At 72.1% G+C, this 24,809-nt stretch carries 20 protein-coding genes; 6 read left to right on the forward strand and 14 right to left on the reverse strand.

Annotated features, from left to right (window positions below; all coding sequences use genetic code 11):
* Positions 1-103: 103 nt before the first annotated feature.
* Positions 104-1,657, reverse strand: coding sequence for an alpha/beta hydrolase (locus AB0P41_RS05525; RefSeq protein ID WP_356715741.1), 1,554 nt, complete (start codon positions 1,655-1,657; stop codon positions 104-106).
* 215 nt (positions 1,658-1,872) lie between these two features.
* Here AB0P41_RS05525 and AB0P41_RS05530 point away from each other — a divergent pair, with 215 nt between their 5' ends.
* On the forward strand, positions 1,873-2,529 hold the full coding sequence (locus AB0P41_RS05530) for a class I SAM-dependent methyltransferase (RefSeq protein WP_365930268.1): 657 nt from the start codon (positions 1,873-1,875) through the stop codon (positions 2,527-2,529).
* Between the two features lie 106 nt (positions 2,530-2,635).
* Entirely contained in the window at positions 2,636-3,442 is an 807-nt protein-coding gene (locus AB0P41_RS05535; protein WP_365930740.1) for a helix-turn-helix transcriptional regulator, read from the forward strand.
* Between the two features lie 8 nt (positions 3,443-3,450).
* Here AB0P41_RS05535 and AB0P41_RS05540 read toward each other — a convergent pair whose 3' ends face one another.
* Together AB0P41_RS05540 and AB0P41_RS05545 are read right to left on the reverse strand one after the other, a co-directional pair.
* Positions 3,451-3,819, reverse strand: a complete 369-nt coding sequence (locus tag AB0P41_RS05540) for a nuclear transport factor 2 family protein (RefSeq protein WP_356715745.1) — start codon at positions 3,817-3,819, stop codon at positions 3,451-3,453.
* A gap of 238 nt (positions 3,820-4,057) precedes the next feature.
* Positions 4,058-5,473: an NAD(P)/FAD-dependent oxidoreductase gene (locus tag AB0P41_RS05545; protein WP_365930270.1), complete on the reverse strand. Its 1,416-nt coding sequence runs from the start codon at positions 5,471-5,473 to the stop codon at positions 4,058-4,060.
* An 86-nt stretch (positions 5,474-5,559) separates the two neighbouring features.
* On the opposite strand from AB0P41_RS05545, the gene AB0P41_RS05550 reads away from it, so the two are divergent.
* The gene (locus tag AB0P41_RS05550; RefSeq protein ID WP_365930272.1) at positions 5,560-6,417 is read left to right on the forward strand and encodes a nucleotidyltransferase domain-containing protein; all 858 of its coding nucleotides are present in this window, start codon (positions 5,560-5,562) and stop codon (positions 6,415-6,417) included.
* Positions 6,418-6,533: 116 nt separating this feature from the next.
* Positions 6,534-7,844 (forward strand): LAETG motif-containing sortase-dependent surface protein, encoded by a 1,311-nt coding sequence (locus AB0P41_RS05555; protein ID WP_365930273.1) that lies wholly within the window; start codon positions 6,534-6,536, stop codon positions 7,842-7,844.
* A gap of 58 nt (positions 7,845-7,902) precedes the next feature.
* Here AB0P41_RS05555 and AB0P41_RS05560 read toward each other — a convergent pair whose 3' ends face one another.
* From AB0P41_RS05560 to AB0P41_RS05590, 7 genes are all read right to left on the reverse strand, one after another.
* On the reverse strand, positions 7,903-8,754 hold the full coding sequence (locus tag AB0P41_RS05560; RefSeq protein ID WP_356715752.1) for an inositol monophosphatase: 852 nt from the start codon (positions 8,752-8,754) through the stop codon (positions 7,903-7,905).
* A 45-nt stretch (positions 8,755-8,799) separates the two neighbouring features.
* On the reverse strand, positions 8,800-10,665 hold the full coding sequence (locus tag AB0P41_RS05565) for a gamma-glutamyltransferase (protein ID WP_356715754.1): 1,866 nt from the start codon (positions 10,663-10,665) through the stop codon (positions 8,800-8,802).
* Positions 10,666-10,750: 85 nt separating this feature from the next.
* Entirely contained in the window at positions 10,751-11,707 is a 957-nt protein-coding gene (locus tag AB0P41_RS05570; protein ID WP_356715836.1) for an oligopeptide/dipeptide ABC transporter ATP-binding protein, read from the reverse strand.
* A 77-nt stretch (positions 11,708-11,784) separates the two neighbouring features.
* Positions 11,785-12,864 (reverse strand): ABC transporter ATP-binding protein, encoded by a 1,080-nt coding sequence (locus AB0P41_RS05575; protein WP_365930275.1) that lies wholly within the window; start codon positions 12,862-12,864, stop codon positions 11,785-11,787.
* Entirely contained in the window at positions 12,861-13,682 is an 822-nt protein-coding gene (locus AB0P41_RS05580) for an ABC transporter permease (protein ID WP_356715838.1), read from the reverse strand. The genes AB0P41_RS05575 and AB0P41_RS05580 overlap by 4 nt, the downstream gene beginning before the upstream one ends.
* A gap of 65 nt (positions 13,683-13,747) precedes the next feature.
* Entirely contained in the window at positions 13,748-14,701 is a 954-nt protein-coding gene (locus AB0P41_RS05585; protein WP_356715758.1) for an ABC transporter permease, read from the reverse strand.
* Positions 14,698-16,203: an ABC transporter substrate-binding protein gene (locus AB0P41_RS05590; RefSeq protein ID WP_356715760.1), complete on the reverse strand. Its 1,506-nt coding sequence runs from the start codon at positions 16,201-16,203 to the stop codon at positions 14,698-14,700. Before AB0P41_RS05590 ends, AB0P41_RS05585 begins: the two co-directional genes overlap by 4 nt.
* Before the next feature lie 520 nt (positions 16,204-16,723).
* On the opposite strand from AB0P41_RS05590, the gene AB0P41_RS05595 reads away from it, so the two are divergent.
* Positions 16,724-17,788, forward strand: a complete 1,065-nt coding sequence (locus AB0P41_RS05595) for a biotin/lipoate A/B protein ligase family protein (RefSeq protein WP_356715762.1) — start codon at positions 16,724-16,726, stop codon at positions 17,786-17,788.
* Between the two features lie 227 nt (positions 17,789-18,015).
* On the opposite strand, the gene AB0P41_RS05600 is transcribed toward AB0P41_RS05595, so the two are convergent.
* The 3 genes from AB0P41_RS05600 to AB0P41_RS05610 all read right to left on the reverse strand — a co-directional run bounded on the left by AB0P41_RS05600 (position 18,016) and on the right by AB0P41_RS05610 (position 22,455).
* Entirely contained in the window at positions 18,016-20,238 is a 2,223-nt protein-coding gene (locus AB0P41_RS05600) for an NADP-dependent isocitrate dehydrogenase (protein WP_356715764.1), read from the reverse strand.
* A gap of 189 nt (positions 20,239-20,427) precedes the next feature.
* On the reverse strand, positions 20,428-21,918 hold the full coding sequence (locus AB0P41_RS05605; RefSeq protein WP_365930278.1) for an amidase: 1,491 nt from the start codon (positions 21,916-21,918) through the stop codon (positions 20,428-20,430).
* A 177-nt stretch (positions 21,919-22,095) separates the two neighbouring features.
* On the reverse strand, positions 22,096-22,455 hold the full coding sequence (locus AB0P41_RS05610; protein WP_356715768.1) for a hypothetical protein: 360 nt from the start codon (positions 22,453-22,455) through the stop codon (positions 22,096-22,098).
* Between the two features lie 534 nt (positions 22,456-22,989).
* On the opposite strand from AB0P41_RS05610, the gene AB0P41_RS05615 reads away from it, so the two are divergent.
* Positions 22,990-23,751, forward strand: coding sequence for a hypothetical protein (locus AB0P41_RS05615; protein WP_365930280.1), 762 nt, complete (start codon positions 22,990-22,992; stop codon positions 23,749-23,751).
* Positions 23,752-23,769: 18 nt separating this feature from the next.
* On the opposite strand, the gene AB0P41_RS05620 is transcribed toward AB0P41_RS05615, so the two are convergent.
* Positions 23,770-24,801 carry a Gfo/Idh/MocA family oxidoreductase gene (locus AB0P41_RS05620; protein WP_365930281.1) on the reverse strand — a complete coding sequence of 344 codons (1,032 nt, stop codon included), beginning with the start codon at positions 24,799-24,801 and terminating at the stop codon, positions 23,770-23,772.
* Positions 24,802-24,809: the final 8 nt, after the last annotated feature.

A 24,809-nucleotide genomic window follows, 5' to 3' on the forward strand; every position in this document is an offset into this window, starting at 1 on the left:
CGGTTACCGACTCCTCCGCCGGTCCGTCCGATCCGGACGGGCCGGCGGAGACCGCCGCGGCCGAACGGACGGTGCGCGAGGACAGGTGGGGCACGTCCGGGCCTCAGGTCATGCTGCCGCGGCACACCGTTCCTGGGGCCGGGGTGCGGCCCGTGCGGAGGTATCGGTCGACCGTCTCCATGACGCAGCGGTTCTGCGGGTACGTACCGTGTCCCTCCTCCTCGGCCGTCAGGAGCACGCCGACACCATCACCCAGGGCGCGGGCCATGTGGCGGGCGCCGGGGTACGGGGTGGTCGGGTCGCCGGTGCCGCCGACCACCAGGACGGGGGCCGCGCCGTCGGCGTTCACCTGGGGCGTGGCCCGCTCACCGTCGAACGGCCAGTCGTAACAGAGGTAGACACCGGTGGACCAGGCCGCGCCGAAGACGGGTGAGGCGGCCCTGACGCGGGCCTCGTCCCTGTCGAGGCGTTCGAAGCCGGGGCGCAGGTTGGAGTCCGCGCAGGTGACAGCGATCTGGGCGGCGCGGCTGCTGTCGCTCGGGGGCGCCGCGCGGCCGGCGGAGCCGAGGTCGTCCGCGCCCTTGCTCAGCGGCCGGCCGTCATTGTGGTCGATCAGCGCGGTGAGGGCCTTGGCGAGCGGCGGCCAGCCGTCCGTGCCGAGGTCGAGATGGTCGCTGACGGTGTGCGCGAGGTCGTCGGCGTCGAGGTTCCTTCCGCCGCCGGCCGGGGCGGGCTTCCTCTCCAGGCGGTCGGCCAGACGCGCCATGCGTCGCGCGGCCTCCTCGGGCCCGTCCCCGGTCGGGCAGTGGCGGATACGGGCCGCGCAGTGCTCGGCGAACCGGTCGAACGCCGCCTGGACCGCCTTGACCTGCGACACCTGCTCCTCGCTGAGGTCCTCGGTCGGATCGACGGACGCTTCGAGGACGAGCCGTCCGACGTGTGACGGGTACAGGTGGGCGTAGACCGCACCGAGCGCCGTTCCGTACGAGACGCCGAAGTAGTGCAGCCGCTCGTCGCCGAGGAGGTAGCGCATCAGGTCGAGGTCGCGCGCGGTGTGCGAGGTGCCGACGTACGGGAGGAGCGCCCCGGAGTGCTCCGCGCATGCCTCGGTTCCGTCGAAAGCGGTGTCGTCCGCGGTCTTCCCGCAGCGCACGGGGATGGTCGCGCCAACTCCGCGCGGGTCGAAGGAGACCAGGTCGTAGCGGTCGAGGAGCGGCTCGTACTGGTTGAGGCGGGCGGGCAGTCCGCTCACGCCGGACACGCCGGGGCCGCCGAAGTTGAGGACGAGCGAGCCGATGCGCCGGGCGTTCGGTCCCGTGGCCTTGCGACGGATCAGGGCGACGTCGATCGTGCTGCTTTCCGGTTTCCGGTAGTCGAGGGGGGCCTTCATGACGGCACAGTCGTAGCCGGTGCGCGCGGTGGGCGGCGAGGTGCAGCGGGACCAGTGGAGCTGCTGGCCGGTGGTGAGCGCGTCGGGCAGACCGGTGGGCGGGTTGTTCGCGGTGAACTCCGTACGCGGTTCCGCGCTCCGGCCGGGAGCGTCGCGCTGGAGCCAGGCGCCGACGGCCCCGATCGCGGCGAGGACGACCACTACAAGGACGCGCGCACCGACCGACAGGCCCGGTCCGCGGCTTCGTATCGCGTGTGCGTCACTCATCGAGAACCCGCGCTCCCACCCCTGGACGCCCACCCCGTGCCCGCGTGCCCGTACCCGTGATCGCCCGATCGTCGAATGAGTGCAGGGTACAAGCCGCCTCCGACAGCCGTGCCGGGCTACCCGGCCGAGCGGCTGCCGGTCGTTCCGGGCCGGGCGCCGCGGCCGGCTCCCGGTGGTGGTCCCGCAGGCGGCCGAAGGGCTGATGGACTCACCCCATGACGACTCTGCTGCCCCGTATCCTTCGAGCACTTGAGCAGTTCCACGCGGCTCGTCCCTGGGACCACAACGCCCATTACCACCGGTGGATCCTGCGCCGGCTCCCCGGACGGTTCGACAGAGCGCTGGACGTCGGATCGGGCAGCGGTGACCTCTCGCGGCTCCTGGCCTCACGGGCCGGAGCGGTGCACGGTATCGACGTCGATCCCACGATCGTCGACCGCGCGCGCGAGCTCACCGACCCCGCCCAGGTGACCTTCACTGTCAAAGACGCCTCGAAGGAGGTGCCGCCGGGTCCCTACGACGTCATCACATGTGTCGCCGCCATCCACCACATGCCGTTCGGCGACGCCCTCACCTGCTTCCGTCAGGAGCTGGCGCCCGGCGGAACGCTGGTCGTCGTCGGCGTGTACCGCCCGCAGTCCCGGAGCGATTACCTGATCGACGCCGTGGCCGTTCCGGCGAACGTCCTCATGGCCTGGATCAAGAACAAGGGCCGCAAGGTGCCGCGGCCGGCCTCGATGACCGCCCCGGCCCGGCCGGCGACCATGACCTTTGCGGACATCGTCCGCGACGCTCACCGGGCGCTCCCCGGTGCACGGCTTCACCGACGGCTGTTCTGGCGCTACACGCTGGTCTGGCACCACCACCAGTAGGCCGGTCCCGTCCTGGCCCGGGCCGAAGGCACCACGCCGGGAGAAATATCCGCCCCCACAGCCTTCCGCCACCACGTTTAGTACCGTCCTTGCCATGACGACTGCCATGACCAGGACGGTCGATGACGTGAACGCCGGAAGCCTGCTGCGGGGCTGGCGCAAGCTGCGAGGCATCAGCCAACTCGAACTGGCCCTCAGAGCCGACAGCTCCGCACGCCATATCAGCTTCATCGAGACCGGCCGGTCCACGCCGAGCCGGCCCATGGTGTTGCGTCTCGCCGAGCACCTCGACGTTCCCGTACGGGACCGCAACGCGCTGCTCGTGGCGGCGGGTTACGCCCCCTCGTACCCGGAGACAGCGCTCACCGAGCCTGCGATGACGACGCTGCGCGCCGGGCTCGACCAGCTGCTGACCGCCTACGAGCCCTTTCCCGCCCTGGTGATGGACGGGATGTACGACGTGGTGGCCGCGAACACGGGCGTACGGCTGCTCCTCGACGGAGTGGCCGGTCACCTCTTGCGGCCGCCCATGAACGCCATGCGGCTGACGCTGCACCCGCAGGGTCTCGCCCCACGGATCCTCAACCTGGGCGAATGGCGTGGCCATCTCCTGGAGCGGATGGAGCGGCAGGCCGCGCTGCGTTCCTCCGAAGCGCTGCGCGACCTGTACGAGGAGGTGGCCGCCTATCCGGCCCCGGCGGGCGACGCGCCTGCCGGGCCGGACGAACGGGGTCCGGCGGCCCACCCGTACGCCCTGCCCCTCCGGATCGAGTCGGGCGGCCGGGTGCTGTCCTTCATCTCGACTGCGACGACCTTCAACACACCGATGGACGTGACCGTCGCCGAGTTGGCGGTCGAGACGTTCCTGCCCGCGGACACGGAGACCGCCGCTGCCCTCCAGGCGGCCGGCTGAGGGAGAGGTCAGGCACCCGGCAGTCGGTCCAGGAAGCCCGCGACGCTGCTGATGCGGCCGTCGTCGGCGAGCGTGATCACGTCGAAGCCGGCGGCGGGAGCCGACCCGTCGGCGGTGGAGACCAGGTCCCATGTGAAGCGCACCAGGTTGTGGTGGGCATCGGGGGTGCCGGTGAGCTGGAACTCGAAGCCGGGGAACTGCTGGTGGGCGCCCGTGATCGCCGCAGCGATCCCCTCACGCCCCTTCGCCTCACCCAACGGGTCGGTGTAGGTGCCGTCCTCGGTGAACGCGGCGGCGACCGCCTCGGCCAGGTCCTCGGGGTCGGCAGCGTTCCAGGCGGTGAAGTAGCGCGCGACGGCGTCCTCGTGGATGGTCACAGCGGTGTCCTCTCGTCTCTGCGGGTGCGCCGGACGGCGGCTCTCCGGTCGGTGTGCCGCCCTTCCTTGTGCTCAGCAGCCTGTCGCACTCGTCGCAGGGGGTCGATTACCGCCGAGGTAATCCCGGGCGGCTTCGAGCCGCCGGGCTTCCCGTACCCGGCTGTACCCGCCCGTCACCATGCGCCGACGGTGGTGGCGTCACGGCGTGATCACCCGGCGGCGGCGGGGGCACCCTGACTCACGCCGCCCGCAGCCGACGCCACACCACCTTCGCCGCGTGGTGACCCGACATGCCGTGCACACCGGGGCCGGGCGGGGTGGCCGAAGAGCAGAGGAAGACCGCGGGGTGCGCGGTGGCGTACGGCACGCGGGCGAGCTTGGGGCGGATCACCGTCTGCAGCCCGGCGAACGCTCCGGTGGCGATGTCGCCGCCGACGTAGTTGGCGTTGCGCGCGGCGAGGCGGGGCGGTCCGGCGACGGCGCGGGCCAGGACCAGATCACGGAACCCCGGGGCGAACCGCTCCAGTTGACGCTCGATGACCTCGGTGGCATCACCCTCCCAGCCGGACGGGACATGCCCGTACACCCAGAAGACGTGGCGGCCTTCGGGGGCGCGGGACGGGTCGACGATGCTGGGCTGTGCGGTGATCAGGAAGGGGACGTCCGGGTCGCGGCCGGCGACGGCGGCGCGCAGGGCGGCGTCGATCTCGGCGGCGGAGGGGCCGACATGGACCGTGCCGGCGCGCCGGGCCTCCTCCGCCGTCCACGGCACCGGACCCGACAGCGCGTAGTCGATCTTGAAGCAGGAGGGCCCGTAGCGGTAGTGGTCGTAGGCGCCGCCGAGTCCGGCGATCCGGGCGAGCGCGATCGGTGAGGTGTCGAAGACATAGGCGCGGGCGGGCGGGAGTTCGTCGAGGCGTCTGACCTCGATGCCCGTACGGATGGTGCCGCCCTGTTCGCGCAGATAGGCGGCGAGGGCGTCCGAGATGGCTTGCGAGCCGCCGCGCGGCACCGGCCAGCCGTTCTCGTGCGCCGCGAGCGCGAAGAGCAGTGCGATCGCGCCGGTCGCGAAGCCGCTGAGCGGCGCGATGGCATGCCCCGCGAGGCCCGCGATCAGACCGCGCGCCTTCTCCCCCTTGAAGCGCCGGGAGAGCAGCGTGGCCGGCTGGACGGCGTCCAGCCCGAAGCGTGCCCAGCGGTACGGGTCCCGGGGCAGGCCGTCCCACGGGGTGCGCAGGAAGTCCGCGGCGAGAGCGTCCCAGTGGCCGGTGAAGGGCGCGACCAGCCTGCGGTAGGCGCCCGCGTCCTCCGGCCCCAGCGACATGGCCGTCTCCCCGACGGACCCGGTGAGCACGGCGGCGGAACCGTCCGGGAACGGGTGGGCGAGCGAGAGCGGCGCCTGCAGCCATTCGAGGCCGTGCCGGGCGAGCGGCATCGACGTGAAGGCGGGGGAGCCGATGCCCAGCGGGTGCACGGCGGAACAGGGGTCGTGACGGAAACCGGGAAGGGTCAGCTCCTCGGTACGGGCACCGCCCCCGACGGTCTCCCCGGCCTCGAACACCTCCACGGCGAAGCCTCGGCGGGCCAGCTCGACAGCGGCTGTCAGTCCGTTCGGACCCGCCCCCACGACGACGGCATCCAGCATCGATGGCACCTTCGGACTCCTTCGTCAGCCGACGGCCGGAGAACCCAGGATATTCATGTACGCCGACAGCCGGGTTCCGGGTAGCCTCCCGTCCGATGAGCAACGCTGACCTGTCCTTTCCGGCCGTCGCCGCGATGGCGTCCCGACTCGTCCAGGTGTCCGGTGTCGAGGCCGTCGCCCTGGGCGGAAGCCGCGCCCGTGGCACCCATCGTCCCGACTCCGACTGGGATCTGGGCGTCTACTACCGGGGCGCCCCGGATCTGGGCGCCCTCACCGCGCTGGCGTCCGAGGTCCAGGGGGCGCCGGCCGAGGTGGCGGGCCCCGGCGGGTGGGGCCCCTGGGTGAACGGCGGGGCGTGGCTGACGGTGGACGGTGTCGCCGTCGACTGGATCCTGCGCGACCTGGACCGGGTGGAGTCGGTGTGGTCGGAGTGCGGGGCGGGCCGCTTCGAGGTGGGGATCCAGCCGGGCCATCCACTGGGCTTCTGGTCCCCGTGTTACGTGGGTGAGGTCGCCCTCGGCCGGGTGCTGACCGACCCGGGCGGCGGGCTGACTTGCCTTCAGGAGGCGACTCGCTCCTACCCCGAGCCGCTGCGCCGTGCGTTGACCGGTGCGGCGTGGGAGGCGGAGTTCTCCGTGGCCTCCGCCCGCAAGTCGGCCCCGTCCGGGGACACCCTGCATGTCGCCCTCTGCCTGTCGAAGGCCTTCGGGATCCTCGCCCAGGCTCTGCACGCCCACCACCGCAGCTGGTGCCTCAACGAGAAGGGGGCGCTCGCCTCCGCCGCCGCGCTGCCGGACACCCCCGCGGACTTCACGGACCGGGTGTCGGCCGCTCTGCGCGGTCTGGACGCGCCGGCGGTGGAGACCGCGGCCGGCGTCGTACGGGATGTTCGCGCTGTCCTGGACGGCAACTCCCCGGCCGGTGGTGGTGTCCAGGCGGTCGCGGGCGGGTGAACTATCGGTGGCGCGCCCATGCAACCGTTCGAGGGTCGTGAGCGTCTTCGGTTGCGGTAAGTGATTGTGCCGGAGACGGCATTTTCCCATCGCACGCCCATGACGAGGGAACCTCCATGACCTATCCCCCCACCGGCCGCCGTCCTTCGCGCGCCGTGGTCGGTGTACTCGCCGCCGCCGCGCTGACCGGACTCGCCTCCCTGCCCTCCGTCGCCGTCGCCGTCGCCGCGGAGCCGGACCTCGGGATCGGGCCACTGGCGCCGATCACGGGTGCGCAGCCCGGCAGCGGCGTCGACGTGCCGTTCTCGGTCCTGAACAAGGGCACCGAGGAGGTCGCGAAGACCTGGGTGACCTACTCCGTCACGTCGGGTCTCGGCACGGCCGACTCCTACGGCAACTGCCTCTACTCGACACAGTCGTCGGTCGACGAGGAGCCTGAGAAGACCCTCGCGGTGTGCGCGATCGAGCAGCCGCTGAAGCCGGGCGTCGTCTACGTGCCTGAGCAGCCTGTCGGGCTGAAGGCGCTGGACAACGCGCTGTACGACAACGTCCGCATGACCGTCGAGGCCACGGAACCCGGGGCGGGCGACGGCGGCGGGACGGACCCCGTGCCGGGCACGGGCGCTCCGCTGAAGCTGGTCGAGAAGGCGCCGGCGACCGACGCAGACCGGGCGAGCCACAGCGAGGACTCCGCGACCGCCGAGGTCACCGCGGTCAACACCGCCGACTTCGCGCTGACCGGCGCCCGGCTCGAGGGCAAGGTCGGCGACGAGGTCACCGCGTCGGTGAAGTTCCTCAACAAGGGCCCGGCCTGGGTCTACCGCGAGCCGGGCCAGGGCGCCGCGACCGTCGACGTCCGGATCCCCTCGGGGACCTCGGTCGTGAAGGCGCACGACTACTGCAGCCCGGTCACCGAGACCCACTACACCTGCGGCACCTCGCAGTCGTGGGTGGACGAGGAGGGTGGCGAGACCTACCCGTTCGTCCTCCGGATCGACAAGGCCGTCGAGGGCGCGGCCGGGAAGGTCTCCCTCACCGGGGCGGACAGGCCCTTCGACACGAACGCGGCCAACGACACCGCGGAGATCGTGATCGATGCCGCCGCCACCACGGCCGGCGGTGCGGCAACGGGCGGGGCCACGACGGGCGGTTCCTCGGCCGAAGGCTCTTCGTCCGCCGGCTCCTCGTCCGCCGGCTCCTCGTCCTCCGGCGGCACGGACACCTCCGGCGGTACGGACACCTCCGGCGGTTCCACGGCCGGTGGCTCCACCGCCGGGGGCTCCGCCCCGAAGACGATGTCGGCCGGCAACCTGGCGGCGACCGGCTCGGACTCCACCGGGCCCATGGTGGCCGCGGCGGCCACGGCGCTGATCGCGGGCGGCGGCATCTTCTACGCCGTCCGGCGGCGTGCGGCTGCCGGCAACTAGCGCGACGACGAGTACTGCGGCTGTGGCCGGTGCGGGACTCCCGTACCGGCCACAGCCTTCAGACCTGTCCGCCGGACCGGAGCGCCTGGAGGACCTTCTCCGCGGTCCCCCGGTCCCTGGCCGCGGTGAACGGCAGGTCGTTCCCGCCGGTGATCCGGTAAGGGGCGCCGGAGAGCGTCGACTGCACGCCGCCGGCCTCGGTGACCAGGAGCAGCCCTGCCGCGTGGTCCCACGGGAACTCCCAGTTGAACGCCACCGCGTCCTGCGCGCCACAGGCGACCGCGAGGTACTCCAGCCCGGCCGATCCGCACGCGCGGGCGTCGATGCCGTCGGTCCGCAGGCCGAGCAGAGCGCGCTTCTGGGCGTCGGAGGTGTAGTCGGGGTGGGACATGGCCACCTTGAGCACCGCGCCCGGGGCCGGTGAACCACTCCGCAGAGCGGTGCCGTTGAGCGTGGCGCCGTGGCCGCGTACGGCGACGGCCATCTCGTCGAGGACGGGGGCGTACGTCCATGAGGCGTACACCTCACCGTGCCGGGCGAGCGCCACCAAGGTGCAGAAGCCGGGTTCGCCGTGGACGAACTGGCGGGTGCCGTCGACCGGGTCGACGATCCACACGGGTGCGTCGCCGCCGAGGGCGTCCAGGACCGCGGGGTCGGCGTGGACGGCCTCCTCGCCGACGACGAGCGAGCCGGGCAGCAGCCGGGTCAGGGACGCGGCGAGGTGCTCCTCGGCGAGCCGGTCGGCGGCGGTGACCAGGTCGTGGGGACCGCTCTTCTCGACGATCTCGTGTGCGGCCAGCTGCCGGTAGCGCGGCATGATCTCGGCGGCGGCCGCTGCGCGGACCGCCGCCTCCACCTCGGCCGTCGGCCCGGCGTGCCCGGCGTTCCCGTACAGAAAGTCATCGATCATGACTCCAGCTAAGCACGGTCCGCCGGGGGCACCCCGGGCAGGTGGTCAGCGGCCGACCGCGTAGCCCTGCATCCCGCGGGGGTTGGCGGCGGCGGACAGGATGCCGGTCTCGGGGTCCCTGGCGACCGCGCACATCCGGCCCTCGGACCACGCGTCGCCCACCGTGACGTCGTGACCGCGCCGGCGCAGCTCGCCGACGACCTCCGGGTCCATGCCCTCCTCGACGGTGACGCTGCCCGGTCGCATGCCGCGCGGGAAGAAGGAGCCGGGGAAGCTGTCGTTGTGCCAGTTGGGAGCGTCGATGGCGCCCTGGAGGTCGAGGCCGCCACGGACCCGGTCCCGCAGCGCCACGGCGAGGAAGAAGTGCAGCTGCCACTGGTCCTGCTGGTCACCGCCGGGGGTGCCGAACGCCATGACGGGGACTCCGTCGCGCAGGGCGAGGGACGGGGTCAGGGTGGTGCGGGGGCGGCGGCCGGGGGTCAGCGTGTTCGGCAGGCCCTCGTCGAGCCAGGCCATCTGCAGCCGGGTGCCGAGCGGAAAGCCGAGCTCGGGCACGACCGGGTTGGACTGGAGCCAGCCACCGCTGGGTGTGGCGGCGACCATGTTCCCCCAGCGGTCGACGATGTCGAGGTGGCAGGTGTCGCCGCGGGTCGCGCCGTCCTTGGTCACCGTAGGCTCGCCCACGCGGTCCGCGGTGGCCGTCGGCTCCCCCGCGCCCTCCTTGGCGACCGTCGGCTCGCCCGCCCCTGCCGCCGGGATGCCCATGGCGTCGAAGCCGGACTCGCCGGAGGCGACGGCGAGGGCGTGCCCGCTGAGGACCGGGGTGCGGCCCTCGGGGCTGCCGGGGCGCAGCTCCAGGGAGGCGGTGTCCTCGACCAGCGCCCGGCGCTCGTCGTTGTACGCCTTCGAGAGCAGCGCGTCGAGCGGTACGCCGGTGGCGTCGCCGTACCAGGCCTCGCGGTCGGCCATCGCGAGCTTGCAGCCCTCGATCAGCAGATGGACGTAGTCGGCCGAGCCGTAGGCGGGGAGCTCTGCCGGGAGGAGGGCGAGTTGCTGGAGGAAGGCGGGGCCCTGGCTCCAGCCCGCCGCCTTGGCCAGCGTCCAGCCGTTCCAGTCGTACGTGACGGGCGCCTCGTACGTCGCGGACCAGTCCGCCAGGTCGGCGGCGGTCAGGGTGCCGGTGTGGCGGGTCCCGCTGGTGTCCATGGTGGGTACGGCGGCCTGGCGGACCAGCGCCTCGGCGATGAAGCCGGTGCGCCAGATGTCACGGGCGGCGTCGATCTGCGCGACGCGGTCCGCGCCGCCCTTCTCCTCGGCCTCCGCTGTCAGGCGGCGCCAGGTGGCGGCGAGGGCGGGGTTGCGGAACAGCTTGCCGGGCTCGGGCGCCTTCCCGCCGGGGAGGTAGACCTCGGCCGAGGTCGGCCACTCGGTCTCGAAGAGCTCGCGGACGGTCTCCACCGTCTGGCCGACGCGCTCCACGGGGGCGTGGCCGTCGTCGGCGTATCCGATCGCGTAGCGCAGGACCTCGGCGAGGGTCTTCGTACCGTGGTCGCGCAGCAGCAGCATCCAGGCGTCGAAGGCACCCGGTACGGCGGCGGCGAGCGGGCCGGTGCCGGGGACCAGGTCGAGGCCGAGCGAACGGTAGTGCGCGGCCGACGCGCCGGCCGGGGCGGGGCCCTGTCCGCAGAGCACCCGCACCTCGCCGTCCTCCGGCGCGATGATCATCGGGACTTCGCCGGCCGGTCCGTTGAGGTGCGGCTCTACGACGTGCAGGACGAATCCGGCGGCGACGGCGGCGTCGTAGGCGTTGCCGCCGTCCTCCAGGACGGCCATCGCGGACTGCGAGGCGAGCCAGTGGGTGGAGGACACCATGCCGAAGGTGCCCTGGAGGGTGGGGCGGGTGGTGAACACGGGTGGGGCTCCTTGCTGCGGCGTGCGGAGTTCGGTGGTGCTTCGCGGATCGTACGTACGGGAGGCGGTGCCCCGGCAGGGGAGGTCAGGCAGCCGCGTCCGGAGCGGTGCCGTCGTCGGTCACCAGATGGCAGGAGACCTGCCGGCCGCCGGGGATCTCGCGCAGGGCGGGCACCTCGGTGCGGCACCGGTCGACGGCGAGAGGACAGCGGGTGTGGAAACGGCAGCCCGGCGGAGGATCGAGGGGGCTGGGCAGCTCGCCGTGCAGCACGATGCGTTCGCGGGACCGCTGCTCGACCGGGTCGGGCACCGGCGCCGCGGAGAGCAGTGCCTGGGTATAGGGGTGCTTCGGTGCGGCGAACAGCTCGGTGGTGGGCGCCTGTTCCACGATCTGCCCGAGGTACATCACGGCGATCCGGTCGGCGAGGAACTCGACGGCGGCCAGGTCGTGGGTGATGAACAGACAGCCGAAGCCGCGGTCCCGCTGGAGGTCGGCGAGAAGATTGAGCACCGACGCCTGCACCGAGACGTCGAGGGCGGACGTCGGCTCGTCGGCGACGACCAGGTCGGGGTCGCAGGACAGGGCGCGCGCGATGGAGATGCGCTGGCGCTGGCCGCCGGACAGTTCGTGGGGGTGCCGGTCGGCGTGCTCGGGGCGCAGCCCGACCTGGCCGAGCAGCTGCTCGACCCGTTCCCGTACGGCCGCTCCACGGGCGCGGCGGTGCAGTCGGACGGGCTCGGCGATGATCTGGCCGACGGTCATCCGGGGGTCCAGGGAGGACGAGGGGTCCTGGAAGACCAGGTGGAAGTCCTTGCGCAGGGGGCGCAGGGCGCGGCGGGAGAGGTGGCTGATGTCGGTGCCGTTGATGTGGACGGTGCCGGCGGTGGGTTCGTCGAGGCGTACGGCGCACCTTCCGACAGTCGACTTGCCGCTGCCCGACTCGCCGACAAGGCCGACGACCTCGCCGCGGCCGATGGTGATCGAGACACCGTCGACGGCCCGGACGGTGCCGCCGCCCGAGGCGCCGAAGTGGCGTTCCATGCCGCTGATCTCCAGCACCGGGGGGTGCGGTGCGTCCGTTTCGCCCTCGCGCGGGGCGGGAACGGTCTGCGCGGTGGTCACTTTCCGGCCTCCTTGGGTTCGGTGCCGGTCGCGGGCACGGCCTCGGCATCGGTCTTCGCGTACGGGTGCCAGCAGGCGGCCCGGTGCGGCGCGTCCGCTCCGGCCTCGGGGTCGATGGCACGGAAGCCGGGGCGGCTGCCCGTGCAGGTGTCGTCGGCGCGGGAGCAGCGCGGCGCGAAGGTGCAGGCGTCGGGCTGGCTGTCCAGGCTCGGGACCAGGCCGGGAATCTCGGGCAGCCGCCGTTTGCCCTCGCCGCCCGGCCGGAGCACGGCGCCGAGCAGACCACGGGTGTACGGGTGCCGGCCCGAGGCGAACAGGTCGTGGACCGGGGCCTGTTCGACGGCTCGTCCGGCGTACATCACGAGCACCCGGTCGGCGGCGTCGGCGACGACCCCGAGGTCGTGGGTGACCAGGACGATGGCAGTGCCGAGGCGCTCGCGCAGCGACTGGAGGACTTCGAGGATGCCGGCCTGCACGGTGACGTCCAGGGCGGTCGTCGGTTCGTCGGCTATGAGGACGGCCGGGTCGCAGGCCACGGCGATGGCGATCATGACGCGCTGGCGCATGCCGCCGGAGAGCTGGTGCGGGTACTCGTCGATCCGGCGTACCGGCGCGGGTATGCCGACGAGTTCGAGGAGTTCGACGGCGCGGGCCTTGGCCTCCTTGCGGCTCATCCCCTGGTGCCGGCGGAGCACCTCGCCGATCTGCCGGCCGATGGTGAGGACCGGGTTCAGCGAGGTCATCGGCTCCTGGAAGATCATCGCGATGTCCTTGCCGCGGACCGCCTGGAGCTCCTTCTCCGACGCGCCGACCAGTTCGCGGCCGCCGAGCCTGATCGAGCCGCCGATACGGGCGGTCGGCGGCAGCAGCCCCATGGCCGCCATCGAGGTGACGGACTTGCCGCAGCCCGACTCCCCCACCACGGCGAGGACCTCGCCGGGTGCCAGGTCGTAGGAGACCCCGTCGACGGCGTGCACGGTGCGGGTGTCGGAGTGGAAGGAGACCGACAGGTCGCGCACGCTCAGTGCGGGTTCGGCCGCCGTTTTCGGCGCGGGGTCGAGAACGGTCTCGGTCATCGGGTCGCTCCTCGGGGGTCCAGGACGTCACGCAGCCCGTCGCCGAGCAGGTTGAAGGCCAGCGTCGCCGCGACGATCGCGAGGCCGGGGAAGACGGCCAGCCAGGGGGCGGGCGCCAGGAAGGACTGGGCGCCCGAGAGCATCACTCCCAGCGAGGGGTCCGGGGGCTGGACGCCGAGGCCGAGGAAGCTCAGCAGCGCCTCACCGATGATCGCGGCGGGGATGCCCACGGTCGCCTGGACGATCAGGGCGGAGGTGGCGTTGGGGAGGATGTGCCGGAAGAGGACGGTGCCGTCGCCGCCCCCGTTGGCGACGGCCGCGGCGACGTAGTCGACGTGCTTGAGCCGCAGGGTCTCCGCCCGGGTGATCCGGATGACGGCGGGAATCTGCGAGATGCCGATGGCGATGGTCGCGTTGGTGAGGGACGGGCCGAGGATCGCGGCGAGTCCGACGGCGAGCACCAGGAAGGGGAACGCCAGCATGGTGTCGGTGAGACGGGACACCGCGGTGTCCGCGAACCGGCCGTAGTACCCGGCGAGCAGTCCCAGCGGTACGCCGACGAGGAAGGCCAGCACGACGGCGACGAGGCCCACCTGCATGGACGCACGCGCGCCGTGGACGATGCGGGAGAGCTGGTCGCGGCCGAGGTCGTCCGTGCCGAGCCAGTGCGAGGCGCTGGGCTGGGCCAGGACGTTCCCGAAGTCGGGCTGCGAGGGGTCGTACGGGGCGATGAGCGGGGCGAACAGGGCGGCCAGGACGAAGACGGCGGCGATGACCGCTCCGGTGAGCGCGAGCCGGTTCCGGCGCAGGGCGCGCAGCTTGCCGCCGCCGGACTTCCGCCGGCCCGCCTCGGGCGGGGTGGGGAGCACTGTGGTCGCGGTGGTCACCGGGCACCTCCGAGCCGGATGCGCGGGTCGATGACCGAATAGACCACGTCGACCAGCAGGTTGATGAGGATGTACGCGGCGGAGGTGCAGAGCACCACGGCCTGGAGAGTCGCGTAGTCGCGGGTGAAGACCGCGTCGATGGTGAGCTTGCCGAAGCCGGGGAGGACGAAGATCTGCTCGGTGACGACGGCGCCGGAGATCAGGTGGCCGAGCTGGAGGCCGAGCACGGTCACGACGGTGACGAGCGAGTTGCGCAGCGCGTGACCGCCGATGACGGAGCCCCGGGACAGGCCCTTGGCCCGGGCGGTCCTGACGTAGTCGGCGGAGAGCGAGTCGAGCATCGCGGCCCGGGTCTGGCGCATCACGACGGCGGCGAGGCCGGAGCCGAGGACGATCGCGGGGAGCACCATGCGGCGCAGGTTGTCGACGGGGTCGGTGCCGAAGGGTACGTAACCGGAGGCGGCGAACACCGGGACGGCGATGGCGAATCCGAGGACGAGCACGATGCCCAGCCAGAAGGTCGGGATGGAGAGGCCGATCAGCGCGATGGCGTTGGCGATCCACTCCTCCGGCTTCCCGCGCCGGACGGCGGCGACCACTCCGGCCCCGATGCCGACCACGATCGCCAGCAGCAGGGAGAGCGCGGCCAGTTCCAGTGTGACGGGCAGGGCCTGCCCGATCGCGTCGGCGACGGGGAGGCCGGTGCGCGAGGAGGTGCCGAGGTCGCCGGTCAGGGCGTGGCCGATGAACCGTCCGTACTGGATGACGACGTTGTCGTTCAGGCCGTAGCTCTCGCGGATGGCGGCGAGTGCCTCGGGGCTGCGTTCCTCACCGGCGAGCGCGAGCGCCGGGTCGCCGGGCAGGGCCCGGATGCCGGCGAAGACGACGACGCTGACGAGGAAGAGCGTGATGAGGGACTGACGCAGGCGCGTCAGCAGGTACTTCGTCATCGGGTGTACCCCGCATTCTTGACCCGGACCAGTCCGTCGCCGTAGACGTGGATGCCCGCGATGTCCTTGCCGGCGACGACGTAGTTCTTCTGCCGGTAGAGGTAGATCAGGGCGTGGGCATCCTGCACGCGCCGGGTGAGCTCGTCGTAGATCTCGGTGCGCCGTGCGGGGTCCGCGACACTGCGGCCCTCGGCGATCAGCTTGTCGATCTCGGGGTCGCCGAGACCGTAGGCGTTCATGGCGCCCGCCGTCTTGAGGAAGTTGGAGACGTTGCCGTCCGGGTCGAGCCGGCCGGACCAGCCGCTGGTGAAGACGTCGTAGTCGCCGGCATCGGTCTCCGCGAGCATGGTGGCGTACTCGGTGGGACGCAGCGACAGTTCGAAGCCCGCCTCCTTGACCATGGCCTGGAGCACCTGTCCGACGCGCCCCTGCTCAGGGGTGGTGGACGTCTTCAGCTCGATCTTCACCGGGGTCTTCACCCCGGCCTCCTTCAGCAGCTTCTTCGCCCGGTCGACGTCACGCCGGGGGCAGTCCTCCGGGGCGACGCCCGGGGCGATGGCCGACTGCGGGGAGATGGGGCCGCAGGCCGGTTCGTACATGCCCTGGAAGACGACCTTGTTGAGCAGGTCGCGGTCGATGGCCAGCTCGAAGGCCTCGCGGACCCGGACGTCACGGGCGATCGGGGTGTCGATCTTCCCGGGCTTCTGCCCGAGGCCCTTCACGTTGCCGACGTTGAGGCCGATGCCCTGGTAACCGAGCGAGGGCGAGTTGAACAGCTGGAGCTTCGGCTCGGTCAGGGCGCTCTGTACGTCGACGGGGGCCATCTGGTCCCCGACCTGGAGATCGCCGGAGCGCAGGTTGGCGAGCCTGACGTTGCCGTCCGGTATCGGCTTGTAGACCACGCCGTCGAGGTGCACCCGGTCGGCGTCGTAGTAGTTCGGGTCCTTCCTCAGCACGATCCGGTCGCCGCCGACACGCTCGACGAAACGGAAGGGTCCGACGCAGGAGGGGTGGTTGGTGAAGTTCTTGCCGTACTTCTCGAGTGCGGTGGGTGACATCACCATCCCGGCCCGGTCGGCGAGCACGCCGGTGAGCGGGACGTAGGGGTGGTCGAGCGTCAGGCGGACCGTGAGCCGCCCGGTGGCCTCCACCTTGCTGACCGGTGCGAGTTCGGTGGCGCGCGCGGATCCGGGGAGATCGCGGTGGCGCCGCAGCGAGGTGACGACCGCGTCGGCGTCCAGCCGGGTGCCGTCGCTGAATTCCACCCCGGGGCGCACCTGGATGGTGACCGTACGGCCGTCCGCCGAGGTGGTGGGGAGCGACGAGGCCAGCTGCGGCACGACGGTGCCGTCCTCGTCGATGTCGTAGAGCTTCTCGCACATGCTCGCGAAGACCGTGCGGCCTACGAGGGTCTGCGCGAGGGTGGGGTCCAGCTTGTCCGGGTCGGAGTTGAGAGCGACGGTGAGTGTCCCGCCGTCGCGTACGGACCGGTCATCGGTCATGCGCACACCACCGACTTCGGTCGCCGAGGACTGCAACGACGCGCAGCCCGAGGTGAGGGACACCAACGCAACCGCCACCAGGGCAACCGCTTTTCGGCGCACGGGGGCCTACCTCCCGCCAGGGGTTGATCAAGGAATATCGCCGACCGTATTTCGCATACAGTCCGCAAGGCAAGACCTCGGCTCACATGGCGGACGGGTTTTACCTGACGATCGGATAACGGAGCACCGGCGGCGTCGCCGGCACGAGCGTTCACCTGCGGGTCCCGGGGCCGAGGCGACGCGGATGTGACCTCCGGTTCGTATACGGATGCCCGGAACCTGCCGCTCCGCACCCGACGGCCTCGGCGGTGGCGCGCGGAGGCGTCCGTCATGACTGCTAGACCGGGCGCCACCGCGCGTTGCGGCACCTCCTGGCCCTCGTTGCCGCAGCCTCATTACCGATGGTCACTCGCGGGGAAGACAACGAGCCTCGCGAACGCTGACGTCAGAGGCGGTTCAACACATCGGAGGCCCGGCAATGCACGGCGAATACAAGGTTCCCGGCGGCAAACTCGTGGTGGTCGACCTGAGGAATCAGGACGGCGTCCTGCGGGACGTACGAGTCGCGGGCGATTTCTTCCTGGAGCCCGACGAGGCGATCACCGCGATCGACGAGGCGCTGGAAGGCGCCCCCGCCGACACCGACGCCGCGGGCCTGGCCGCCCGCGTCGAAGCGATGCTGCCCGAGGGCACCGTCATGTACGGGATCACCGCCGAAGGCGTCGCGGTGGCGGTGCGGCGCGCACTGGCCCAGGCCACCGACTGGACCGACTACGACTGGCAGCTCATCCACGAGGGGCCGCAGTCCCCCGCGCTGCACATGGCCCTCGACGAGGTACTCACCGCCGAGGTCGCCGCCGGGCGCCGCCCCCCGACGCTGCGCGTCTGGGAGTGGGGCGCCCCGGCCGTCATCATCGGCAGCTTCCAGTCCCTCCGCAACGAGGTCGACGCCGAGGGTGCGGCGCGCCACGGGGTGACGGTCGTGCGCCGCGTCTCGGGTGGCGGAGCCATGTTCGTGGAGGCCGGGAACACCATCACGTACTCCCTCTCGGTCCCTTCGTCCCTGGTCTCCGGTCTCTCGTTCGCCGACTCCTACGCCTATCTCGACGAATGGGTTCTCGACGCGCTCGGCGACATGGGGATCAAGGCGTGGTACCAGCCCCTCAACGACATCGCGACGGACGTCGGCAAGATCGCCGGAGCCGCACAGAAGCGCATGGTCGGACCCGACGGCGGGCCGGGTGCGGTCCTCCACCACGTCACCATGTCGTACGACATCGACGCCGACAAGATGCTCGACGTCCTGCGTATCGGCAAGGAGAAGATGTCCGACAAGGGCACCAAGTCGGCCAAGAAGCGGGTCGACCCGCTGCGCCGGCAGACCGGCCTGCCCCGGGAGGCGGTCATCGACCGTATGGTGCGGTCCTTCCGAGACCGCTACGGACTCGCGGCCGGCGGTGTCACCCGTGAGGAGCTGGCGCGGGCGGAGGAGCTGGCCGCCACGAAGTTCAGCAGCGCGGAGTGGACGGCGCGGGTGCCGTAGGCGCCGGCCGCGGCCCCCAGAGCCACCAGCGGCAGGGCTGTCAGGGGAGACGTCGTACCGGCCTCGGTCGACGCCGCGTACAGCACGGTCAGCACGAGGACGGTGTCGAAGGCCCAGGCGGCGTGGCCACCGCGCGCGCCGCGCGCACGAACGCCCCGGCGGGCGGAGTGCCTGCCGGGGCGGTCGTACGGGCGGTTGCGCGCCCGGAGAGGGGCGCGCGGGGGGACTCAGCCCAGGGTCGCGATGGCCTTGTTGAAGGTGGCCGACGGACGCATGACGGCCTCCGCCTTCGCGGGGTCGGGCTGGTAGTAGCCGCCGATGTCGGCCGGCTTGCCCTGGACGGCGGCCAGCTCGCCGATGATGGTCTGCTCCTGCTCGGCCAGCGTCTTGGCGAGCGGCCCGAACGCCTCGGCGAGCGCGGCGTCGTCGGTCTGCTTCGCCAGCTCCTGGGCCCAGTAGAGCGCCAGGTAGAAGTGGCTGCCGCGGTTGTCGATGCCACCGATCTTGCGGCTCGGGGACTTGTCCTCGTTGAGGAAGGTGCCCGTGGCCCGGTCCAGGGTCTCGGCGAGCACCTTGGCGCGCGCGTTGTCCGTGGTGGTGGCGAGGTGCTCGAAGCTGACCGCGAGCGCGAGGAACTCACCCAGGCTGTCCCAGCGCAGGTAGTCCTCCTTGACCAGCTGCTGGACGTGCTTGGGCGCGGAGCCGCCGGCGCCCGTCTCGAACAGTCCGCCGCCGTTCATGAGCGGGACGACGGAGAGCATCTTCGCGCTGGTGCCCAGCTCGAGGATGGGGAACAGGTCGGTGAGGTAGTCACGCAGCACGTTGCCGGTGACCGAGATGGTGTCCTCGCCGCGGCGGATGCGCTCCAGGGAGAAGGCCGTGGCCTCCTCCGGCGTCCTGATGGAGATGTCCAGGCCGTCGGTGTCGTGGTCGGCGAGGTAGGTGTTGACCTTGGCGATGAGGTTGGCGTCGTGCGCACGGCCCTCGTCGAGCCAGAACACGGCCGGGTTGCCGGTCGCGCGGGCGCGTGTGACAGCGAGCTTGACCCAGTCCTGGATCGGCAGGTCCTTGGTCTGGCACATCCGGAAGATGTCACCGGCCCCGACCGCCTGCTCCAGCACGACGTCGCCCTTGCCGTCGACGACCCGCACCGTGCCGGTGGTGGGGACCTCGAAGGTCTTGTCGTGGCTGCCGTACTCCTCGGCCTTCTGCGCCATCAGACCGACGTTGGGTACGGAACCCATGGTCGACGGGTCGAAGGCGCCGTTGGCGCGGCAGTCGTCGATGACGACCTGGTAGACGCCCGCGTAGCTGCTGTCGGGCAGGACCGCGATGGTGTCGGCCTCGTTGCCGTCCGGGCCCCACATGTGGCCGGACGTACGGATCATGGCGGGCATGGACGCGTCGACGATGACGTCGCTCGGCACGTGGAGGTTGGTGATGCCCTTGTCGGAGTCGACCATCGCCAGGGCCGGGCCCTCGGCGAGCTCGGCCTCGAAGGACGCCTTGATCTCGGCGCCGATGTGCGGCACGGAGTCGAGGCCCTTGAGGATGCCGCCGAGGCCGTCGTTCGGGGTCAGGCCGGCCGCCGCGAGCGCGTCGCCGTACTTGGCGAAGGTGTTCGGGAAGAAGGCGCGGACCACGTGACCGAAGATGATCGGGTCGGAGACCTTCATCATCGTGGCCTTGAGGTGCACGGAGAAGAGGACGTTCTCGGCCTTGGCGCGCGCGACCTGTGCGGTGAAGAACTCACGCAGCGCGGCGACGCGCATGACGGCCGCGTCCACGACCTCGCCCGCGAGGACCGGGACGGACTCGCGCAGCACCGTGGTGGTGCCGTCGTCGCCCGCGAGCTCGATGCGCAGCGAGCCGGCCTCGGAGATGACGACGGACTTCTCCGTCGAGCGGAAATCGTCGACGCCCATGGTGGCGACGTTGGTCTTCGAGTCGGCGGTCCAGGCGCCCATGCGGTGCGGGTGCGCCTTGGCGTAGTTCTTGACCGACGCGGGGGCACGGCGGTCGGAGTTGCCCTCGCGCAGGACGGGGTTCACCGCACTGCCCTTGACCTTGTCGTACCGGGCGCGGACGTCCTTGTCCTCGTCGGTCTGCGGGTCGTCCGGGTAGTCCGGAAGCGCGTAGCCCTGCTCCTGGAGCTCTGCGATCGCGGCCTTCAGCTGCGGGATCGAGGCCGAGATGTTGGGCAGCTTGATGATGTTCGCGCCGGGAGTCCTGGCCAGCTCACCGAGCTCGGCGAGCGCGTCATCGATACGCTGATCGGCCTTGAGACGCTCCGGGAAGCCGGCGATGATCCGCCCCGCCAGGGAGATGTCGCGGCGCTCCACCGTGACACCCGCGGTCGAGGCGTACGCCTCGATGACCGGCAGGAACGAGTACGTCGCCAGGGCAGGGGCCTCGTCGGTGTGCGTATAGATGATGGTCGAGTCAGTCACCGGGTGCTCCGCTCCACGTCTGCAACATTGCTTGACATCAAGATATCTCGTGACCGGCCCCCTCTCCACAGTGGCCCGCGCCCATTCCGGCGGAACCGGTCACTCCTGTCCGTGCGTGCGGTTCCGGTGGCCGCCGTCCCGGCCCTGCCGGACTCCGGAGGGCGTCCCGCTGCGGGCGCGCGCGGGTGGTCAGCGCCCGCCGGCCGCTCCGGGTGCCTCCGGGGCCGGCGGCCGGTGCTCGTACCAGCGCCGGTCGGCCTCCAGCTGCGCGGCGAGCGAGATGAGCCGGGGTTCGCTGCGGGAGGGGCCGAGGAGCTGGGCACCGAGGGGCAGGCCGTCGCGGGTGAAGCCGGCCGGGACGTTGACCCCGGGCCAGCCGAGGACGTTCCAGGGCCAGGCGTAGGGGCAGGCCGAGGTCATCGCGAGGTCGGTGCGCCAGGCGCTGAGCCGGTCGAACGCACCGACCCGTGGCGGCGGGGCGGCGGTGGTCGGGGTGAGCAGCACGTCGTAACCGTGACCGCCCCTGGCCGTGTCGAAGAAGGCGCCGATCCTGGCGTGCTGGCGTACCTCACGGGCGCGGGCCGCCCGCACGATCCGGCCGCCGAGACGGGTCCCGGTGCGCAGGGCGCTGAGGGTGCGCGGGTCCAGGAGGGTGGGCTCGGGGTGCAGCGCGGCGAGCTCGGCGATGCCGGCGGTGGCCCTGGGAACGAAGGAGAGGCCGATGAGCCCGTAGCGGGGATGGGCCTCCTCGACGTGGTGGCCGAGCCGGGCGAGGGTCTCGGCGAGGGCGGTGACGGCGCGCAGGACCTCCGGGTGGGGCGCGTTGCGGGTGAGCGTGAGCGGAGGCCGCAGCGAGAGGCCGATGCGCAGCCTGCCCGGGTCGCGGCGGGCGGCCGCGGAGGCGTCGACGGCGGGCGGGCGGTGCGGGTCCCGGGGGTGCGGTCCCGCCGCGGCGTCCAGGAGGAGGGCGGCGTCCGCGACGGTACGGGCGAGGGGACCGTTGACCGTGAGGCCCTGGAAGGCGTCGCTCCGGGGGTGGACGGAGACCCGGCCGCGCTGGGGCTTGATGCCGACGAGGTGGGTCCAGGCGGCGGGGATACGGATGGAGCCCGCGCCGTCCGAGCCCAGTGCGGCGGGGACGAGCCCGGCGGCCACGGCCGCCGCGGAGCCGCCCGAGGAGCCTCCGGGCGTGTGCGCGGTGCTCCAGGGGTTACGGGTGACGCCGAAGGCGGCCCCTTCGGTGAACGCCCACTGGCCCAGTTCGCAGGAGTTGGTCTTGCCGACGACGACGGCCCCGGCGGCCCTGAGCCTGCGGACCGCCTCGCTGTCGGCGGTGGCGGGCGGCAGCGCGCCGTCGCAGCCGAAGTAGGTGGGCATCCCGGCGACGTCGGTGTCGTCCTTGACGGCGACGGGCACCCCTAGCAGCGGAAGCCGCTCCCCCGCCTCGAGCCGCCGGTCCGCCTCGGCGGCCTCGGCGAGCGCGGCCTCCGTGCGTACCTGCCGGAAGGCGTTCAGGGTGTGACGGCTCGCCTCGATGCGGGCGAGCGCCGCGGCGACCAGCCCGGCCGAGGTCGTCCGGCCCTCGGCCAGCTCCCGGGCGCTGTCGACGAGTCCGGGCCCCAAGGGCGGCTCCGCCGGCCTGCTCGGTCCGGTCCGCTCCGTGGGGTCTGCTGAGGACATCGCCGTCGCCTCCTCGCGTCCGCCGGAGCACCGGCCCCGGTGTCTGCCCGGAGTCCGCCCGAGCGGTCTACCGGAGAGTAACGAGGCGGCGAACTCCTCTCAAGCACGCCGCACACGGGTCGGGATCCAGGACCCCGTCTCCCGGGCGTACGAAAGACGGGGCCCGGTGTCCGGGTGCTACGGGCGCACGTGGATCTCGCCGATGCCCGAGCCGAGGCCCGCGCAGTGTGCGGTCGACTGCCCGGACTCGCCAGGCCGCAGCGTGACGCGCTCACCGTCCACGTCGGGCGACCAGCCGCAGACCAGGTGCACCCAGAAGACCTGCGTGGCCGAACCGTTGTTCCGGCAGAGCGCGAAACCGGTGTAGTCGTCGATCGCGTGCTTGCCGGTGTCGCACGACAGACCCGGCGGGATGGCGGCAGCGGGTGCGACAGCCACCGCGGCGGTGGCCGGCACGGCGAGCGCGACGGTCAGACCGGTGACGGCAGCACCCCGCGCCAGCGTGCGGACGACGTTCCCCTTGAACAGCTTCTTCATGTCTCCCCTTGATTCCGGTCGAGTTCCGGTGATCTTCGGGGCAGTGCTCCCCCACGGTCCGTAGCCGAAAACAGCGCCGAACCTCACCCTCCGTACACCGGGCCGCCCGCGCACGCAGCCGTGCGCGGGCGTGCGCTCACCGGTTGAGGTGAAACGCCGTCATATGTGCCCTGACCAGGCGGATTCCGGAGGGCGCGAGCGTGACAGGACGGCGCATCGGCCTGCCGTCCGGAGCCTGCGCAACAGGTCGCGGATGGCCGCCGCCTCGGGTGGCCGGCTCGGGCTGTTCAGGCTGGGTGTACGGGTGACCCCGACCCGGCGGGTCCGGTCCGTCACCGACGCCGATCTGCGGGCCGTCGCGGAGCAGGTCGTCGCCCGCGTCGTCCGTGCCAGGAGCGGCAGGCGACGACGGCCCGCGAGCTGCTGTGCGCCGCCCGGCCCGCCATGCACCCGACCGTGCGCGGGCGTACGCTCGCGAGGTGGGGTGAATCCCGCTCGTAAGGGCCCTGGACAGGGAGTTTCCGAGGAGGCGCCGTGACAGGACAGCGCATCGCCACCCGCGCTGCGGCCTGTGCGGCCGTGGCCGTGTTCGCCGTCGCCGGCACCACTGCGGCCCAGGCGGACGACGACATCGAAGCTCTCCCCGCCGAGCAGATCGCCGACCGCTCGCGTGAGGCCTTGCTGGACGTCAGCTCCGTGCATCTGCGTGCGCGGGGCGACCTCGGGGAGGGGCGCCCACCGATGACGGTGAACCTCAGTGTGGACCGGAACGGCAACTGCGCGGGCGGTGTGGATCTCGGTGAGGGCAAGGGCTCCGTCGAGATCGTCAAACGGGCCGACTCGGTCTGGCTGAAGCCGGACGCGGACTTCTGGGAGAACCAGGTCCCCGTGGGCGGCTCGGCCTTCGAGGCCGTTCTCGCCGGAAGGTACATGAAGGGCTCGGCCTCGGACTCCAGGCTGCGGCCCGTCGTGGAGGCGTGCGATCTGGACACCTTCCGCGAGCTGGTCTCCGACAACGCGGGCAACGACGTCGGGACGTTCGCCAAGGGGGAGGTGACGACGGTCGACGGCGTACGGACCGTGCCGGTCACCAGGACACTGCACGGACAGAAGCTGACGGCGTACGTCGACACCGGTGGCGAGCACTACCCCGTGCGGATCACCGTGCTGGGCGACGGGGCGGACGCGGCCGTGGACTTCTCCGGCTTCGACGAGCCGGTGCCCACGGCCACTCCGTCCGCGGAGGACACCGTGGATGTCAGCGCCGTGCTGGGCAGGGCCCCGGCGCAGTCCTGACTCCCCCGGCCCGGCCGGTCACCCGGCCTTCCCCTTGCGCAGCAGTTCGTCCAGGACCCGCTGAGCCCGGTGCCCGTCGTCGAAACCCGCCAGGGCCTGCGCACGCCCGAGGCCGGCGACGGCCGCCGTCCAGTGGTGGAGCTGGGTCACGAAGGAATCGGCCCAGCCGTGGATCTCGCCGGGCGGGTCCTCCAGGCCGGGGGTGCCGAGGATCTTCACCGGCTCCCACTCGACACCTGTGCGCACGTCGAGGACAGGACCGTCCTGCGAGTTGTACCGGAGTTCGCCCCGGGTGCCGGTGGCGGAGACGCGGAAGCCGACGTCCTCCGGCAGGGAGGACTTCGACGCGGTCAGGGTGAAGTGCGGCCCGCCGGTCAGCCGGCCGCTCACGAAGGCGTGGTCGTCCACGCACACCTTGCGCCCCTCCTTCGCGGCCACCTTCGTCCGCAGCCCGGCCTCGCAGGATCCGGTGTCGACCTCGCTGCCGAAGAGGTGGTGCAGCAGGTCGATGAGATGCACGCCCAGGTCACCGAGCGCACCGCTGGTGAAGCGCTCGGCGGCATTGTCCCGCCAGGTGAACGTCTTGCGCGTCAGCGCACTGCCACGTCTGAACGCCAGATCGACGTGGAGCACACGGCCCAGTACGCCCTCGTCGATCTGCCGGCGGATCTCCCGCACCACGCCCAGGCAGCGGTAGTTGAAACCCACGCAGCAGACCACGGGTGCGCCGGCCGCGCGTTCCCGCATGGCGAGGGTCTCCTCGACGGAGACGGCCATCGGCTTCTCACACAGCACGTGACACCCACGGTCGACGGCCTCGCAGGCGTACGAGGCGTGTGTGCGGTTGGGGGATGCCACGACGACCGCGTCGACGGCTTCGTAGAACGCGTCCGGGGAGGTGAAGGCGGGTACGCCCAGACCGTCGGCGACCACCGCCGCCCTGGGGCCGTCCACGTCGTAGAAGCCGGCCAGCGTGGCGCCCTCGACGGCCAGGACCGCCTGTGCGTGCGTCCGGCCGATCCCTCCGGCCCCCATGATTCCCACCCGCATCGGTCCAC

It is taken from the genome of Streptomyces sp. NPDC079167, assembly GCF_040686735.1.
GTDB lineage: Bacteria > Actinomycetota > Actinomycetes > Streptomycetales > Streptomycetaceae > Streptomyces.